14 protein-coding genes are annotated in these 15597 nt (G+C 64.1%); 11 read left to right on the top strand and 3 right to left on the bottom strand.

The window, feature by feature from the left end:
• Window positions 1-34 precede the first annotated feature (34 nt).
• The 10 genes from HJ583_RS10165 to HJ583_RS10120 all read left to right on the top strand — a co-directional run bounded on the left by HJ583_RS10165 (window position 35) and on the right by HJ583_RS10120 (window position 11536).
• Window positions 35-976, top strand: coding sequence for a type IV pilus biogenesis protein PilM (locus HJ583_RS10165; RefSeq protein ID WP_170021802.1), 942 nt, complete (start codon window positions 35-37; stop codon window positions 974-976).
• A complete protein-coding gene (locus HJ583_RS10160; protein ID WP_170021801.1) occupies window positions 973-1590 on the top strand; it encodes a PilN domain-containing protein in 618 nt (205 codons plus the stop codon). The genes HJ583_RS10165 and HJ583_RS10160 overlap by 4 nt, the downstream gene beginning before the upstream one ends.
• Entirely contained in the window at window positions 1587-2249 is a 663-nt protein-coding gene (locus HJ583_RS10155; protein WP_170021800.1) for a type II secretion system protein GspM, read from the top strand. Before HJ583_RS10160 ends, HJ583_RS10155 begins: the two co-directional genes overlap by 4 nt.
• Window positions 2234-2587 carry a hypothetical protein gene (locus HJ583_RS10150; protein ID WP_170021799.1) on the top strand — a complete coding sequence of 118 codons (354 nt, stop codon included), beginning with the start codon at window positions 2234-2236 and terminating at the stop codon, window positions 2585-2587. Before HJ583_RS10155 ends, HJ583_RS10150 begins: the two co-directional genes overlap by 16 nt.
• The gene (mshL, locus tag HJ583_RS10145) at window positions 2584-4275 is read left to right on the top strand and encodes a pilus (MSHA type) biogenesis protein MshL (protein WP_170021798.1); all 1692 of its coding nucleotides are present in this window, start codon (window positions 2584-2586) and stop codon (window positions 4273-4275) included. Before HJ583_RS10150 ends, mshL begins: the two co-directional genes overlap by 4 nt.
• The gene (locus tag HJ583_RS10140) at window positions 4272-4949 is read left to right on the top strand and encodes a tetratricopeptide repeat protein (RefSeq protein ID WP_170021797.1); all 678 of its coding nucleotides are present in this window, start codon (window positions 4272-4274) and stop codon (window positions 4947-4949) included. The genes mshL and HJ583_RS10140 overlap by 4 nt, the downstream gene beginning before the upstream one ends.
• A 41-nt stretch (window positions 4950-4990) precedes the next feature.
• Window positions 4991-9373: a response regulator gene (locus HJ583_RS10135; RefSeq protein WP_170021796.1), complete on the top strand. Its 4383-nt coding sequence runs from the start codon at window positions 4991-4993 to the stop codon at window positions 9371-9373.
• A 10-nt stretch (window positions 9374-9383) separates the two neighbouring features.
• The gene (locus tag HJ583_RS10130) at window positions 9384-10553 is read left to right on the top strand and encodes a response regulator (RefSeq protein ID WP_170021795.1); all 1170 of its coding nucleotides are present in this window, start codon (window positions 9384-9386) and stop codon (window positions 10551-10553) included.
• 190 nt (window positions 10554-10743) lie between these two features.
• Window positions 10744-10935: a hypothetical protein gene (locus tag HJ583_RS10125; protein WP_101942472.1), complete on the top strand. Its 192-nt coding sequence runs from the start codon at window positions 10744-10746 to the stop codon at window positions 10933-10935.
• 202 nt (window positions 10936-11137) lie between these two features.
• Window positions 11138-11536, top strand: a complete 399-nt coding sequence (locus HJ583_RS10120; protein ID WP_170021794.1) for a PKD domain-containing protein — start codon at window positions 11138-11140, stop codon at window positions 11534-11536.
• Window positions 11537-11598: 62 nt separating this feature from the next.
• On the opposite strand, the gene HJ583_RS10115 is transcribed toward HJ583_RS10120, so the two are convergent.
• Genes HJ583_RS10115 through moaC form a run of 3 tightly spaced genes read right to left on the bottom strand, consistent with a single transcriptional unit; the run spans window position 11599 to window position 14042 of the window.
• Window positions 11599-12051: a SixA phosphatase family protein gene (locus HJ583_RS10115; protein WP_170021793.1), complete on the bottom strand. Its 453-nt coding sequence runs from the start codon at window positions 12049-12051 to the stop codon at window positions 11599-11601.
• 18 nt (window positions 12052-12069) lie between these two features.
• Window positions 12070-13560, bottom strand: coding sequence for a CYTH and CHAD domain-containing protein (locus HJ583_RS10110; protein WP_170021792.1), 1491 nt, complete (start codon window positions 13558-13560; stop codon window positions 12070-12072).
• On the bottom strand, window positions 13560-14042 hold the full coding sequence (gene moaC / locus HJ583_RS10105; RefSeq protein WP_170021791.1) for a cyclic pyranopterin monophosphate synthase MoaC: 483 nt from the start codon (window positions 14040-14042) through the stop codon (window positions 13560-13562). Before moaC ends, HJ583_RS10110 begins: the two co-directional genes overlap by 1 nt.
• Window positions 14043-14122: 80 nt before the next feature.
• Between moaC and HJ583_RS10100 the strand changes: the two genes are divergently transcribed.
• Complete coding sequence (locus HJ583_RS10100; RefSeq protein ID WP_170021790.1) at window positions 14123-15583, top strand: M48 family metalloprotease; 1461 nt, start codon at window positions 14123-14125, stop codon at window positions 15581-15583.
• The last annotated feature ends 14 nt before the right edge of the window (window positions 15584-15597 follow it).

The raw sequence follows: 15597 nt of genomic DNA, 5'->3' as shown, positions 1-15597 counted from the left end.
GGGTGTTGAGCGTCGGTAGTTCAGAAAGGTGACGATGTTTTTTGGTGCAGGCAGATCCCGTGAGCAGCTCCCCCTGAATCTGGCGACTTCGCCGGGCCGGGTGGTGGCGGTGCAGCTTGTCAGCGAAGCGCCTGCGGCACAGCCGCAGCTGGCACTGGCACGCGTGCTGGATGCTACGGGCAATACGGCTGCACGCCTCGAGCAGATGGCGCAGGCCCTGTCCCTCCGTCAGAGCCCGCTGCGCTTGCTGCTGGAGCCGGATGAGTACCAGTTCCTGCAGACCGAGCTGCCTAATGTGCCGGACGAAGAACTGAAAACCGCGTTGCGCTGGCAAATCAAGGAAATGCTGCGCCATCCGCTGGACGCTGTGTCGCTCGAAGTCATTCCGCCGCCGCCTGATCCGCTCGGCCAGCGGCGCACCAACGGTTTCGTGGTGGCCGCACCGAATGACTTGCTGCGCGAGCGCATGCTGATGTTCCGACCCTGGAACTCCAGCGTGCGCGCTATCGATGTGATTGAAATGGCTCAGCGCAATCTGGCCGACCGTCTTGAAGAGCCCGGGCGCGGCACCGCAGTGCTGGCGATCACCCCCGGCGGCTGCCTGCTCACTGCCAGCCGTGAGGGCGTGCCGTATTTCGTGCGCGGCTTCGATCTCTCCAGCCTAGCCTTGCAGGCCAGCGAAACGCTGCGCCGCGAGCAGCTCGATCGTCTGGTGCTGGAGCTGCAGCGCTCGGTGGATGTGCTGGAGCGTCAGCTGGGGTTCCTGAACGTTTCCACCTTGTGGATTGCGCCGTTTGCGCATGCCGAAGAATTGCTGAGTCTTTTGATCGACACCCTTTACCTGCCGGTGAAGCTGATCGATCTGGCGACCCTGTTTGACTGCAGTCGCTGCCCGCTGCCGGTTGATCCAGAGGAGCAGGCCGCGCTCTTCCATGCCCTGGGCATGGCTCTGCGCGGGCCGGAGGGTGCGCCATGAAGGCCTTCATCAATCTGGCCAATCCAGACCTGCTGCCGCCCAAGCCCTTCTTCCAGTTCCGCACCATGATGCTGGCACTGGGCCTGGTGCTGCTGATGCTGATCGGCCTGAGCAGCTTCATCCGCTGGAGCCTCGCGAGCTACCTCGCCGTTGCGCAGCAGGCCCAGCTGCGTGTCACGGCCCGCGAGGCGCAACTCAAGGCCCAGCAGGCCTTGCTGACCGTGCGCGAGAAGAGTCCGCAAGTGGCGCTGGATCTGGCTGCCGCGCACGCCGAAACGGCACGCCTGCGGCAGATTGCCGTCAACCTGGCAGGGCAGGCGGGCGGGCCGCAGGCCTCCGCCAGCCTCGCCGCACTGTCGTCCGCGGTGCTGCCCGGCGTGTGGCTGGAACAGGTGGCGTGGCAGCGTGGCGCAGTTTCCCTGCAAGGCTATGCCTTGCGTGCGCCTCAGGTGCCGGAGTATCTGGAGCGTCTGCGCAGCCAGGAGGCTTTCCGCAAACAGCGTTTCGAAATGTTTGAACTCGGCCGCAAGCAGTTTCCGGCGCCGGCTGGTGTGGCTGCGCCCGAGGCCCTGGCCTTCAGCCTGCAGGCGCGAACGGGGAGCGGGCGGCCATGAAGAAAGCCTGGCTCTTTGTCGCGGATCGTTTTGATGCCTTGCAAGCGCGTGAGCGCCTGCTGGTCTTTCTCGGGTTGGCGGCCTTGCTGGCCGGCATCTTCATGTTCAGCGTGCTGGAGCCGGCGCTCTCGCGCTACCGCCAGGCCCGGCAGAGCCTGCAAGAGAGTACGCGCAGCCTGGCCAGCCTGAGCCAGGAGGAGAGCCTGCTGATCGAGGGCAGTCAGCGCGATCCGGATGCGGCGGAGCGTAGCGCGCTCGGCGAGGCGGAACGTGAGATTGCACTCCTGCACAGTCGCCTGACCGGCCCCGAGGCTCGCCTGCTTGCGCCCGAGCGCATGAGTGCCTTGCTGCAGGCGCTGATCGCAGCGCAGAAGAACCTGCTTCTGGTCTCGATCCGCTCTGGCGAACCCGTGGATCTGTTGGCCGCTGCCAGCGCACCGGCTGCCACGCCCGGCGGCTCGAGCCTCTACCGTCACAGCGTGAAGCTGGTGCTACAGGGGGATTACCCGGCACTGGCCGCCTATCTGCACGCCGTCGAAAGCTTGCCGGTACAACTGGAAGTGAGTGCCTACACGCTGCAAGTGCAGGAGTGGCCGCAGGCCCGCCTGAGCCTGACGCTCGATTTCAACAGTCTGGAGCGCGCATGGCTCGGTTTCTGATGCTCCTTCTTTCCCTGTGGGCCCTGCCTGCGCTGGCGCAGACGGACCCGTTACGCCCGCCGCCCGGTTTCTTCACGCCCGGTGCTGCCCCGGCGACGGTCGAAGAAGCGCTGCGCCTGCAAGGCGTGCAACTTTCCGCCGGACGCCAGCGCGCCCTCATCAACGGGCGCAGCTTGGCGCCGGGCGAGCGCATCGGTGATTACCGTCTGCTCAGTCTGGATGCCGCTTCCGCTTTGCTGCAAGGCCCTGCCGGTCGCTTGCGTCTGCATCTGCTGCCTGCTTCGCAGGCCGCCCCGACTATCTCATCCCCGCTGCCGCCGGGAGGTCGAACCGAATGAAAACACTCTCCAGTCTCGTCCTTGTGCTCTTGCTGAGCGCCTGTGTTGCCCAGCAGGCAGCCAGGAAGCCGGCTGACACGATCCGCGCCGAACTGGCCGCGGCCGCCGCCCAGCCTCCCTCCGCGCCGCAACTCGCGCCGGGCCAGCAGAGCGCTTTCTATCCTTCGCTGCGCCTGGATATGCCGGAGGCCACCGCGCGGGTGATGGAGCCGCGCTTCGATCTGGTGGTGAGTGATGCGCCGGTGCGCCAGGTGTTCCTGAGCATGGTGGCCGACACGCGTTACTCGATGCTCCTGCCCAACGATCTGGACGGTAAGGTGACGGTGAGCCTTAAGGATGTGAGCGTGCGCGAAGCGCTGGATGCGCTGCGCGAACTCTACGGTTATGAATATCGGATTGAGGGCAGCCGCATCTTTATTCAGGGGCGCAGCCTGCAGACGCGGATCATGAAGGTCAATTACCTCAACGCGGTGCGCAAGGGCACTTCCGATATCCGCGTGATTTCCGGCTCGGTCAGCGATTCCGCCAGCAGCTCCGGCAGCACAACGGCGGGCACCAGTGGCACGAGTTCCAATACCAGCACCAATTTCGTGACCAGCAAGATCACCACCACCGCCCAGAGTGATTTCTGGGGCGAGTTGCAGGAGGCGGTGAAGTCCATCATCGGTACGGCCGAAGGGCGCAGTGTGGTGGTGAGTCCGCAAAGCGGCGTACTGGTGGTGCGCGCCTTGCCTGGCGAGATTGCGCAGGTGGAAGCCTTTCTGGCTGCCTCGCAGCTGACTCTGGAGCGCCAGGTGATCATCGAGGCCAAGATCATGGAAGTGGTGCTATCCGACAGCTTCCAGGCTGGCATCAACTGGGCCGCTTTTGGCGGCAGCCGCATCAGCGCCGGCCAGCTCACGCCGGGCAGCAGCATCAGCCAGGGCGGGGCGATCAGCACTACACCGATCGGCACCAGCGGGGTGGGCAACATCTCGAACAGCTCCGACGCGGTGGGCGCCATGTTCGGCATGATCCTGCGCAGCAGCAACTTCACTGCGGTGATCAATCTGCTCGAGGAGCAGGGCCGGGTGCATGTGCTTTCCAGTCCACGCGTGGCGGCACTGAACAACCAGAAGGCGGTGCTCAAGGTGGGGACTGACAACTTTTTTGTCACCAACATCAGTTCCACAGCCTCTACCACCAGCAATGGCAACCCGACCTCTACGCCCAACCTGACCCTGCAGCCTTTTTTCTCCGGTGTGGCGCTGGACGTGACACCGCAAATCGACGGCGAAGACCGCATCACCCTGCATATCCATCCGATGGTCAGCAAGGTCACGGCGGTGACCCAGGAAATCAACCTCGGTACCCTCGGCAAGTTCAGCCTGCCGCTGGCCTCCAGCCAGGTCAGCGAGATGGATAGTGTGGTACGCATCCGCGATGGTCAGATGGTGGCCCTCGGCGGCCTGATCCGTGAAGGCGCGGCCAATACCGACCAGGGCATCCCGGGGGCGAGCAACCTGCCCATCGTCGGCAATCTGTTCAAGAACCAGAGCATCGAATCGGAGCGGCGCGAGCTGGTGATCCTGCTGCGCCCGACGGTGGTGCAGAACCCCGGCAACTGGTCCGACGACATCCGGCAGAGCAATGCCCGCGTCGGCCGTCTGCTCGATGAGCGTGGCAACCCCAGCGGGGGGCCGCAATGAACGCGTCGAGCCGCCTCGTGAGCGGCGCGCTGTTGGTCTGCTGCCTGCTGCCGGCGTTTGCGGCCTCTGCCGCGGAGCCGGCTCGTGCCAGCCGGGCTGCGCCGGCCAAAGTGCTCAGTGCGCCCGAACAGGCTCGTCAGTACCTGCGCAGCGGCCGCGTGGTGGAGGCCGCCGACAGCCTGCGTGCCCATCTCCAGTTACAGCCGCAGGATCTCGACAGTCGTCGCCTGCTGCTGCAGTTGCTGCTCGATGGCGGCCATCGCGCCGAAGCCGAGGCCCAGCTGTCCGAGGCGCTGGCGTTGCAGCCGGATGCGCCGGATCTGCGCCGCCTGCAGGCCAGCCTGCTGGCCCGGCGTGGCGAAGCCGCGCTGGCACTCGCTAGCCTGCACCGCTCGGCCAGCTTCGGCCAGCACGCCGGGGATCTGGCTTTTGCCGGCCAGCTGGCCGTACAGGCCGGCCAGCCCGAGGCGGCGCGCGAGCATTTCGAGCAGGCTTTGCGCCTCGGTCCGGTGCAGCCGCGCTGGCAATTGGCCTTGGCCGGAGTGCGCCTGAGCCTGGGCGACAAGGCGGGGGCCCGTGCCCTGCTGGAGGCCATACCGGCAGAGAGTTTGGCGGACTATGCTGATAGCTCGTATGCCAAGCAGCTGATGGCTGCGGCCAGACTGGCCGACTGAGCTATTGCTGTTCGCAGGGCGCCATTCCGGGGGGAGCGCGCATGGGATCACTGTTTCACGCCAGTTCGATCCGCCGCAGCCTGCTGTGGCGCTCCTTCTTCATCGTGCTGCTGGCGCTGCTGGTGTTTGCAGCCACCACCTATTACCTCGTCGTCCTGCCCGGGCAGCAGCGCTCGGCCGAGGCACAGATGCATGCCAGCTCGGCGGAGCTGGAAAACCGTTTGCGTCGTCTCCTGCGTCTGGTGGAGACCACGGTGCGCGTCAGTCGCACCTGGATGATCGAGAGTCGTTTCGCGCTGGATACGCAGAAGCCTTTCGATCAGGGCCTGTCGGTCGATATCGAGGCGCTGCGGCGCCTGAACCAGTTCTTCGTGCCGATCCTCGACAACAACCTGGAAATTTCCTCGGTCATCCTTGCCGATGAGTCCGGTGCCGAATCGCTGACCCTGCGTGATCGCCAGGGGCAGCTCATCAACCGTCTGAGCAATCCCGCACGCTGGGGGCGGCAGGTGTACTGGATCACCTGGGGCCAGGGCTTGAGCAATCCACGCATTGAGCGGCGCGAGCTGGATTACGACGCCCGCACACGCCCGTGGTTTACCGGAGGCATGGCACTGAAGGGCGATGGCGAGCTGTTTTGGACCCAGCCCTACACCTTCTTCACCACCCGCGAGCCCGGTGTGACGGCGGTGTCACGCCTTACCGCGCCAGACGGACGCCGCTACCTGATCGCCCATGATGTGAGCCTGCTCGATCTTTCTCATTTCACGCGCGAGTTGCAGGCAGGCAAGAATGGAGTCGGCGCCTTGTTCGATAGCCAGATGCGCCTCCTGGGCGTGCCGCGCAGCCCGCATTATCAGGATGAGGAGGCGATCAAGCAGGCCGTGCTGCAGCCGATCGATCATGAACCGCTGCTGGCCGTGCGCGAGGCCACGCGCCACTGGCAGCAGGCGGGGCAGCCCGACAAGCAGCTCGGAAGCCTGCAGCTCAGCGATGGCGAGGCATGGCTCTACCAGTTTCGCCATCTGCGGCTGGGTTCCCAGCAGGTGTGGCTGGGCGTGTATGCCCCGGAGGCAGACTACGCCTTGCTTGGTCCGCGTGAGCTGAGTGTGCTGGGCATCCTGACTCTGCTCACCCTGGGGCTGACCGCCTGCGTGATGTTGCCCAGTGCGCGTGGTTTTGCCCGCCCGCTCGAAAAACTGGTGGTCGAGAGCGAGCGCATTGGCCGCATGGAGCTCGATCAGCCAGTGGTCGTGGCTTCCCGCCTGATCGAAGTGCGTCAGCTGGTAGCCGCCCAGGAAGCGATGCGCGAGAGCCTGTTGGGCACTACGCGCAGCCTGGAAGAGGCCAATGCGACACTCGAAGCCAGGGTGGCCGAGCGTACCCATGCGCTTGAAAAGAGCAGTCGCAGCGCCGAGGATTCGCGCAAGCAGTTGATGACCATGGCCAACGCCTTGCCCTGCGCGGTTTTCCGCTACGAGGCCGGTGTTGGCGGAGGCGGGCAGTTTGTCTTTGTGAGCGCTATGGCCTGCGAAATCTGGGGGATTACGCTGAGCCAGATGCTGCGCGATTTCGAGCAGCGCTGGGGGCGGGTGCATCCGGAGGACGCCGCCCCGGCACGTGCCGCTTTCGAGGCCGCCATCGAGGCTCGTGAGGGCATCGAGTCCTTGTTCCGGTTGGTCGATCCGGAGGGCGCTGTGCGCTGGATCGAAACCCGCGCCCAGGTGGCGCAGGCCGAGGACGGCCGCTGGATCTGGAACGGCTACTGGCTGGACGTGACGGCGCAGCAGGAGGCCAATCGCGCGCTGGCCGATCGCATGGAGTTCCAGCGCGTGCTGGTCGACACCATTCCCTATCCGATTTTCTACAAGGGGCCGGACGCCCGTTTTCTCGGCTTCAACCGCAGCTACTGCGAAACCTTTGGTGTGGCGCGCGAAGCCTTGCTCGGCAAGCAGGTGCTGGACCTGGAATACCTGCCGATAGCCGACCGGATCATCTACCAGCAGGAGGACGAGGACATCATTGCGCGTGCCGGCAGCCTGCAGCGCGAGGCCCTGATTCCGTTTGCCGACGGCCAGACGCATCACACGCTGTACTGGGTATCGGGTTTTCGCAAGGCCGATGGCAGCCCAGGCGGGCTGGTTGGCACCTTCGTCGATATCTCTGCCCAGAAGGCCGCCGAAGCCCAGATGACCCAGGCCAAGGAGCTGGCCGAGGAGGCTGCGCGCATCAAATCCGACTTTCTGGCCAACATGAGCCACGAGATCCGCACTCCGATGAACGCGGTGATCGGGATGGCTCACCTGATGCAGAAAACCGGGCTGGACCCGCGCCAGCACGACTACCTTGCCAAGATCCAGCGCTCCAGCCAGCACCTGCTGGGCATCCTGAACGACATCCTCGATTTCTCCAAGATCGAGGCCGGCAAGCTGGAGGTGGAGGAAGCGGACTTCGATCTCGAACGCCTGCTTGAGAACGTGGCCGACCTGATCGCCGAGAAAACCGCCGCGAAGGGCCTCGAGCTGATTTTCGACATTGCCGCCGATGTGCCGCGTCAGCTGCGCGGCGATGCCCTGCGCCTGGGGCAGGTGCTGATCAATTACGCCAACAATGCGGTGAAATTCACCGAGCGTGGCGAGATCACCATCCAGGCGCGCCTGCGCCACTCAAGCGAGACGCGTGCGCTGGTGTATTTCGCGGTGCGCGATACCGGCATCGGCCTGACGCCCGAACAGCAGGCCCGCCTGTTCCAGAGCTTTCAGCAGGCGGATGCCTCCACCACCCGCAAGTACGGTGGTACCGGCCTGGGCCTGGCAATCTGCAAGAGCCTTGCCAGCCTGATGGGGGGAGAGGTTGGCGTGGAGAGCGAAGCCGGGCAGGGCAGCTGTTTCTGGTTCACTGCCAGCCTCGGCCTTGGGGAGACACAGAGCAGGACGCTGCTACCGGATCCGGATCTGCGTGGCCTGCCGGTGCTGGTGGTGGATGACAACGAGAACGCCCGCACGGTGCTGGCCGAGATGCTCGGCAGCATGAGTTTCCGGGTGACCACCGCGGCGGGCGGGCGCGAGGCGCTGGCAGTGCTGCGCGAAGCGGCCCAGGCCGGTCAGCTGCCAAGCATCGTGTTTCTCGACTGGCAGATGCCGGGAATGGACGGCATCGAGCTGGCACGGGCCATCGGCGAGCTGGGTCTGGCGCCTGCGCCGCGCCTGATCATGGTGACGGCTTACGGCCGCGAAGAAGTCATGAAAGCCGCGCCGGGCGTCGGCATCGACTATGTGCTGGTCAAGCCGGTGAATGCCTCGCTGCTCTTTGATGCCGCCATGCGCTTGCTGGGCGGCGCGTTGGTGGAGCCTGCGCCGGGCCTCACCGGGCTGGATGTTGATGAAAGCCGCCTCGCCAGCATCGCCGGTGCGCGCATCCTGCTGGTGGAAGACAATGATCTGAACCAGGAAGTGGCCTGTGGCCTGCTCGCGGATGCCGGCTTCGAAGTGGAGGTGGCTGAAAACGGTGCCCAGGCGCTCGAGCGCCTCGCTGTCAGTCACTACGATCTGGTCTTGATGGACATGCAGATGCCGGTTATGGATGGTCCGGCCGCAACCCGCGAGATCCGCCGTCAGCCGGCTCTGGCTAATCTGCCGGTGATCGCCATGACGGCGAACGCGATGCAGCAGGATCGCGAGCTGTGCGCCGAGGCCGGCATGAATGATTTCGTCACCAAGCCGATCGATCCGGGTGCCTTGTGGGCCGCATTGCTGTGCTGGATTCCCCCGCGCCACACCTCGGCCGCGGCTGCGCCCTTGGCACGGCCCGCGGCGGCGGAGTCCTCGGTCGTGCTGCCGGAGGTCCTGGACGGCGTCGATATGCAGGCTGGCCTCAAGCATGTGATGGGCAAGCGCGCGCTCTATCTCAGCCTGCTGCACAAGTTTCGCGACGGCCAGCGCGGTACGCTGGCCGCACTCCAGGCGGCTCTCGATCTTCAGGATTACGTCAGCGCAGAGCGCCTTGCGCACACCACCAAAGGTGTCGCCGGCAATATCGGTGCGGCCACCGTGCAGGCCCGCGCGGCGGTACTCGAAGCGGCGCTGCGCGAGCAGCGCATGGAACAAGTGCCGGCCGCATTGGCTGGGCTGGCCGAGGCGCTGAACAGGGTACTGGCGAGTCTGGATGCGCACCTTGCTGAAGTGAGGTGCGAGGCGGCTGAAAGCTCGCCGGAGGCGCTGCTCAGCCTGTGCCGCGAGTTCAGTGCCCGTCTGGCCGATGACGATTCGGCAGCAGTCGACAGTTTTGAGGCCGCCGCCGGCGCGTTGCGCGCGGCTTTCCCGAGTCGTTTCACGCTCATTGAGGGCGCAATCCGGAGTTTCGACTTCGAGACCGCACTCACGACCCTGCAAGACGCGCTCGCCGAGCGCGGCATTCGCCTGTGAGGAGTTCGCCATGGACCTGATCGAGATCGAGAAAGCCACGGTACTGGTTGTGGATGACACGCCGGACAATCTGAGCCTCATGAGCGGCTTGCTCAAGGAGCACTATCGCGTCAAGGTCGCCAGCAATGGTGACAAGGCCCTGCGCATTGCGGCCGCCACCCCGGCTCCGGACCTGATCCTGCTCGACATCATGATGCCCGACATGGATGGCTACGAAGTCTGCCGGCGCCTCAAGCTGGACGCTGCCACGCGCGATATCCCGATCATCTTCCTCACCGCGCGGTCCGAAACCGAGGATGAAGAGAAGGGCCTGGCGCTCGGTGCGGTCGATTACATCACCAAGCCGATCAGCCCGCCGATCGTGCTGGCGCGTGTGCAGACCCATCTGAATCTCAAGGCCAGTGCCGACTTTCTGCGTAGCAAGAGCGATTTTCTGGAGCAGGAGGTTGCTCGTCGTACCCTCGAAATCATGGCCATCCAGGATGTGACCATCCTTGCCATGGCCTCCCTGGCCGAGACGCGGGACAGCGATACCGGCAACCATATTCGCCGCACCCAGTTCTACGTCAAGGCGCTGGCCGAAAAGCTGCGCAGCCATCCGCGCTTTGCCGCCTATCTCACCGACTACACCATCGGCATGTTGTTCAAGTCTGCCCCGTTGCACGATATCGGCAAGGTCGGCATCCCGGACCGCATCCTGCTCAAGCCGGGTCGCTTCGAAGCGCATGAGTTCGAGATCATGAAGACCCACACCACACTCGGGCGTGATGCCATTGCCCATGCCGAAGAAGCCCTCGGTACCCGCGTGGAATTTCTCAGCATGGCCAAGGAGATCGCCTACTCTCATCAGGAAAAATGGGATGGCAGCGGCTATCCGGAGGGCCTGGCCGGGGACGCCATCCCCGTTTCAGCGCGGCTGATGGCACTGGCTGACGTGTATGACGCCCTGATCAGTCGCCGGGTGTACAAGGAGGGCATGCCGCATGAGAAGGCGGTGAGCATCATTCTGGAGGGGCGCGGGAGTCATTTCGACCCAGACGTAGTCGATGCCTTTGCCGAAATCCAGGAAGAGTTTCGCGCAATTGCCCTGCGCTACGCAGATTCCGATCTCGATATGGCCCGGAAAACAGACTATCAGCTCATTTCCGGCATGGGCGCGGCCCCCGGAAATACCGCCTGAGAAGGCGCAAAGCCTCTTGCGGCAAGGGTTTTGGCGCAGATAAAGAGAGGTGAATGTCTTATATAAGATGGTTATTAAACGGAGCTTATTCCAGAATCCAAACATCCGATTGGATTTGATCTGGCGCAACTCATAGTATTCACACCAAGCACTCACCCCGGTGCTCAGGTAAATGAAAGAGAGGCTTGAAATGGTTCCCAGTTTTGGTTTGTTTGAATTCGAACCCGCACACAAGGCTTTCGTGAGCAGCGAAGATCAGGAACGTGCAGGTTATCTGGCTGAAGTCGTGCTGAACAGCACCGAATTCGGCGCCGGCAACCACAGCGAATCTGCTGCCCGCCGCAGCGGAATCTCCAGTGCGCCGATGTTCAACCCCTTCTGATAGCGGGTTGCAAGCAGAGTCAGAAACGGCCCGCTCATTGCGGGCCGTTTTATTTTTTCGGCCGGTTTCTGGCTTTGAAAAGGATTTTCAGCGTTGTGCCTGCCTTGCAGGCTTTTAATTCCTTTTTCACCGCGCTGAAGTCTATTTGCGTGACCACTTGATACGCTGGATTTTCCCTGATTCAAGAGAAAGTCCAGCCATCATGCGCATTTCCATTTCGTCTTCTGCCCGTTCGCTGTGTCACGCTGGCGGTGTGCTGGCCCTGCTGAGCCTCGCAGCCTGTGGCGGTGGTACCACTTCGGACGACGAGCTCAGTATTTCTGGCATTACCCAGTCTGCCACCACCGTCGATTGTGGCGCGGCGGCGTATGCCACGGCCTCGGTCAGCTATGACGGCGATGTGACGGCCAGCGACATTGATTACAGCTGGGTGCAAAGCTCCGGTACTTCGGTATCGCTGAGCTCAAGCGATACTTCCAAGGTCTATTTCACCGCCCCTTCGAGCGCCGGCACGGTGGTTCTGAAGCTCACCGTGAGCACCGATTCGCTGAGCGATTCGGAGTCGGTCAGCTTCACGGTGTCCGGTTCCAGTTGCAGCTAATGCGGCCAGGCTGAAAATGACAAAGGGCGCCCGCGGCGCCCTTTGTTTTTAGTTTGACCCGCTCAGATCAGATCGGCATTTATCACCGTCTTGAGCACGGTCTGCAGCTCACCATTGCGTTCGCGCAGCTGGAACCACCACAAGGCGCCTTTCTTGAAGGACAGGGCGCTGTCCTCGTCGCGCAGCAACAAGGACGCGACCTGGCCCAGGGTTGGCTGATGGCCGACCACCAATACCGCGCCACCGGCTTCCGGCCAGCCAGCGGCTTCGAGCAGGCTTTGCGGCGTGGCGTCCAGGCCGACAGCCGGATTGATTTCGTAGTCCGAGCGCCAGGCTTCGATGGTTTGCCGTGTGCGGGTGGCCGGACTGACCAGCACCCGCAGCTCGGCCGGGGCGTGTTCATCCAGCCAGCGCGCCATGCGCTGGGATTGCTTCAGCCCGCGCGGGGTGAGGGTGCGGTTGATGTCGGGGCTGCCCTCACCGGCGTCGGCGTGACGCCACAGCAACAGATCCAAAATTTTCTCCTGTGCCGGCTATTTGCCGGCCGTGTGTTTTTTGCCGAGTAGTTTTCGGCAACGCGGCAGGATAGCGCGGCGAAGTTGCAGGCTTGTTGCAGCTTGCCAGCCCACTACGAAGGCGACTGCTTCAGTGAGCTCGGGCCGACTGCGGGAGAAGTCCGCGAGGCGTGGCATGGCAAGCGCGAGGTCGTGCAGGTGGCCCAGATCCGCCTGCAACTCGGCCAGGCTGTTGGTGGTGGCCGCCTGTTTCTTGTCCAGGGTGGCGGCGAACAGTTCCTGGCCCAGGCGCAGACGTCTGGTGGCAATCCGCAAGGCATGCAGCGCTTCGGTGCTGCGCTCGGTGTCGGCGCTGCGGTAGCGGCGCTGAGCCTGGCGCTGCAAGCGTGCGAGCGCCTGGGCGGCGAATGCTTCGAGCGGCATTTGAGCTTCCGCTTGCGGGAGGGCATGCAGGGCTCGGGTGAGGGCCAGCAGGGGCTGGCCTGCGCCGGGCGCGGCGAGGCGGGCCCGAACGGCGGCATGGGCATGCTGGCGGGCGGCGGATGCGTGGGTCAGCAGGGCAGGCAGGCGCGCATCGCTGTCGCCCTCGGTGACGGCCAGAATTTCGTCGCAGAGCACATCCAGATCACGCGCTTCGGCGAGGCTGGCGGCTTCGCGACGCAGGGTGGCTTGCCAGTGGGCCGTGAAGCTTTCCGGCAGCAACGGCGCAAACAGGCGGATCAGGCTGCGCAGGCGGCGCAGGGCAAGGCGTAGCTGGTGGACGAATTCGGCATTGTCGCTACTGATAGCAGCATGCTGATTGGCGGCCCAGGCCGCAATTTCCGTAAAGGCTGCCGCGCTGAAGGCTGCCAAAGGCTGGGTTTTTGGATTCGCCGGGCTGATCCTGTGGTGCTCGGGAAGGATGAGGTCGCCGCGAAACAGGCGGTAGCCGCGCGCGGCCTTGCTCGGGTCGTAGGGCAGCAGCGGCAGGCTGGCGGCAAGTTCGCTGGCGATGGCCAGCAGATCATCTGCGCTGCCGTGCTCCAGCTCCAGTTCCAGCTCGCTGATGGCCTCGCTGCGGCCGTTGGCGCTGACTTCGCCGGAATCGATCATCACCAGCACGCGCACGTCAGCCGAAGGGGTGAGGAGCAGGGTCTGGCGGTGGAAGTTGGTGGTAAATAGCGGCACGATGGCGCCGCGATGCGCCTCGAGCAGCTTGCGCGGCGCCTCGGCATCCACTGCCGAGAAATCGAATTCACCCGTGAAACGCTGCTCCCATTCAGGCCGCGACGAGAGACCGCCGAAAGACTCGGCTGCGCATTTCACGGTCTGCAGCCAGGTGTCGCCGATCTTGCGGGTGCGCAGGGCAACCCGGCGTGCTGACAGTGCCATGTCCGGCGTGTCGTAATAGGTGTTGATCAGCTCCTTGGCTGCGCCCAGGCGCTCGGCGCGGGCCAGCAGCGGGTGGGCGAGGATGGCCGCGTGGGCGGCAGGTGCAAAGGCCAGCTTGAGTTCGATCTCCCTGGCCATTACAGGGCCTTCCAGTGGCCGGACTTGCCACCTTCTTTTTCGAGCAGGCGGACGGATTCGATCTGCATGCCGCGATCCATGGCCTTGGCCATGTCGTAGATGGTCAGCAGTGCCACGCTGGCAGCCGTGAGTGCTTCCATCTCCACGCCAGTGCGGCCCACGGTTTCGGCCGTGACGGCGCAGTCGATGGCGCTCGCGGCTTCGTCGATCGTGAATTCCACGGCAACTCTGGTCAGCGGGATCGGATGGCAGAGCGGAATCAGCTCAGCCGTGCGTTTGGAGCCCTGAATCGCGGCAATGCGCGCGATGCCCAGAACGTCGCCCTTCTTGTTGTTGCCGGCGAGGATGGTGGCAAGGGTTTGCGGCTGCATGCGGATGCGTCCGGCAGCCACTGCACGGCGGGCGGTTTCGGTCTTGGCACCCACATCAACCATGTGGGCCTGGCCCTGGGCATCGAAGTGGGTGAGGGGAGATTGACTCATATGGAGGACTCTTTACAGTTTTTGAGGCGGCCCGCGCGCTGTGGTTTTGAACGCATCAAGCCGGGCAGTATCATAGCCGGATGCAAATTCATTCTGCTCCCTGTCGCCTGTTGGCACGGCTGCTGATTGCCGTGTTGTTGATCCAGCCTGTGGCTGCCCAGCAGTTGGCCAACCGCCTTCCGGATCTGGGGGATCCCGCCCAGCAATCGCTCTCGCCCGCCCAGGAGCGCCGTATTGCCGAAGAGGTGATGCGCGAGGTGCGTTTCCGCGAGCCAAGCTATCTGGACGACCCCGAGGTCGAGGAATACCTCACGGCGCTTGGGCGTTCCCTCACATCGAGCCCGGTGGTGGCTGGCCAGAACTACCAGTTCTTCGTGCTGAATGATCGCACCATCAATGCCTTCGCCATGCCGGGCGGGGTGATAGGTTTGCATACCGGGCTGATTGCGACGGCAGCTACCGAGTCCGAGCTGGCCTCGGTGATGGCGCACGAGATCGGTCACGTCGAGCAGCACCACATGGCGCGCATGCTCTCGCGCCAGGGCAATACCACCGCCATGATGATCGGTTCGCTGTTGCTGGCCATCCTGGCCGGGCGCAACAGTCCGGCGGCGGCCGGCGCTTTGCTGGCTTCTGGCCAGGCGGCGGCGATCCAGAGCCAGCTCTCCTACTCGCGTGACTACGAGCGCGAGGCGGACCGTGTCGGGCTGCAGATTCTGGATTCCTCCGGCTTTGATCCGGAAGGCATGCCGAGCTTCTTTGAGCGCATGTATGCCCAGACTCGCGGCATGGACAACAATGCACCAGCCTATTTGCGCACTCACCCGCTGACTCAGGACCGGGTGTCCGACATCGGTTCGCGCGTGCATCAGCTGCGCGCGCAGCCGCATGCCAGTTCCATCGATTTCGCGCTGGTGCGCAGTAAAGTCGAGGTCTTGCAAGCGGGGGGGCAGATTGCCCTGTCACGTCTGCTGCCGCGCAAGGTGGTGACGGCGCAGGAGCAGTCCTCCCGCTGGTATGGCTTGGCACGTGCCTACCTGGCCGAGAATCAGCTCGACAAGGCCGCTCAGGCGCTGGTGGAATTGCGCAAGCTGAAGCCGGATACCTCCATGCTGGCCATGCTCAGTGCCGACATCGAGCGTGCTCATGGCCGCTTCGAGACGGCCGCACGCACCTGCCGCGAAGCGCGTACGCTCTATCCGATGCGCCGCTCGTTGCTGTATTGCGAGGCGGAATCCTGGCTTGCTGGCGGTAAGCCGGAAGAAGCCCTCAAGGTGGTCGACCCGCTGCTGCGGGCACCGAGTACGGACTACCGTCTCTACGTGCTGCAGTCCAAGGCCAACACTGCATTGGGACGTACCACCCAGGCACATCGCGCACTGGGCGAGGTCTACCTGCTGCAGGGGGATCTGAGCTCGGCACTGGATCAGTTGCAGATTGCCCAGCGTGCCGGTGGTGGTGATTACATGGAGCAGGCGGCTCTGGATGCGCGCCTGCGTGAAGTCAAAAAGCTGTTCGAAGAAGCGATGAAAGATCGCTGAGTCTTCCGGAAAGA

This window comes from Uliginosibacterium aquaticum (assembly GCF_012972705.2).
GTDB lineage: Bacteria > Pseudomonadota > Gammaproteobacteria > Burkholderiales > Rhodocyclaceae > Uliginosibacterium > Uliginosibacterium aquaticum.
This window is presented reverse-complemented; position numbering and strand designations above follow the sequence as displayed.

Coding starts and splice junctions, on each gene's coding strand:
- HJ583_RS10125 (WP_101942472.1), top strand. CDS start 10,744: ATGGTTCCCAGTTTTGGTTTGTTTGAATTCGAACCCGCACACAAGGCT.
- HJ583_RS10150 (WP_170021799.1), top strand. CDS start 2,234: ATGGCTCGGTTTCTGATGCTCCTTCTTTCCCTGTGGGCCCTGCCTGCG.
- HJ583_RS10160 (WP_170021801.1), top strand. CDS start 973: ATGAAGGCCTTCATCAATCTGGCCAATCCAGACCTGCTGCCGCCCAAG.
- HJ583_RS10140 (WP_170021797.1), top strand. CDS start 4,272: ATGAACGCGTCGAGCCGCCTCGTGAGCGGCGCGCTGTTGGTCTGCTGC.
- HJ583_RS10110 (WP_170021792.1), bottom strand. CDS start 13,560: ATGGCCAGGGAGATCGAACTCAAGCTGGCCTTTGCACCTGCCGCCCAC.
- mshL (WP_170021798.1), top strand. CDS start 2,584: ATGAAAACACTCTCCAGTCTCGTCCTTGTGCTCTTGCTGAGCGCCTGT.
- HJ583_RS10135 (WP_170021796.1), top strand. CDS start 4,991: ATGGGATCACTGTTTCACGCCAGTTCGATCCGCCGCAGCCTGCTGTGG.
- HJ583_RS10130 (WP_170021795.1), top strand. CDS start 9,384: ATGGACCTGATCGAGATCGAGAAAGCCACGGTACTGGTTGTGGATGAC.
- HJ583_RS10120 (WP_170021794.1), top strand. CDS start 11,138: ATGCGCATTTCCATTTCGTCTTCTGCCCGTTCGCTGTGTCACGCTGGC.
- HJ583_RS10155 (WP_170021800.1), top strand. CDS start 1,587: ATGAAGAAAGCCTGGCTCTTTGTCGCGGATCGTTTTGATGCCTTGCAA.
- HJ583_RS10165 (WP_170021802.1), top strand. CDS start 35: ATGTTTTTTGGTGCAGGCAGATCCCGTGAGCAGCTCCCCCTGAATCTG.
- HJ583_RS10100 (WP_170021790.1), top strand. CDS start 14,123: ATGCAAATTCATTCTGCTCCCTGTCGCCTGTTGGCACGGCTGCTGATT.
- moaC (WP_170021791.1), bottom strand. CDS start 14,042: ATGAGTCAATCTCCCCTCACCCACTTCGATGCCCAGGGCCAGGCCCAC.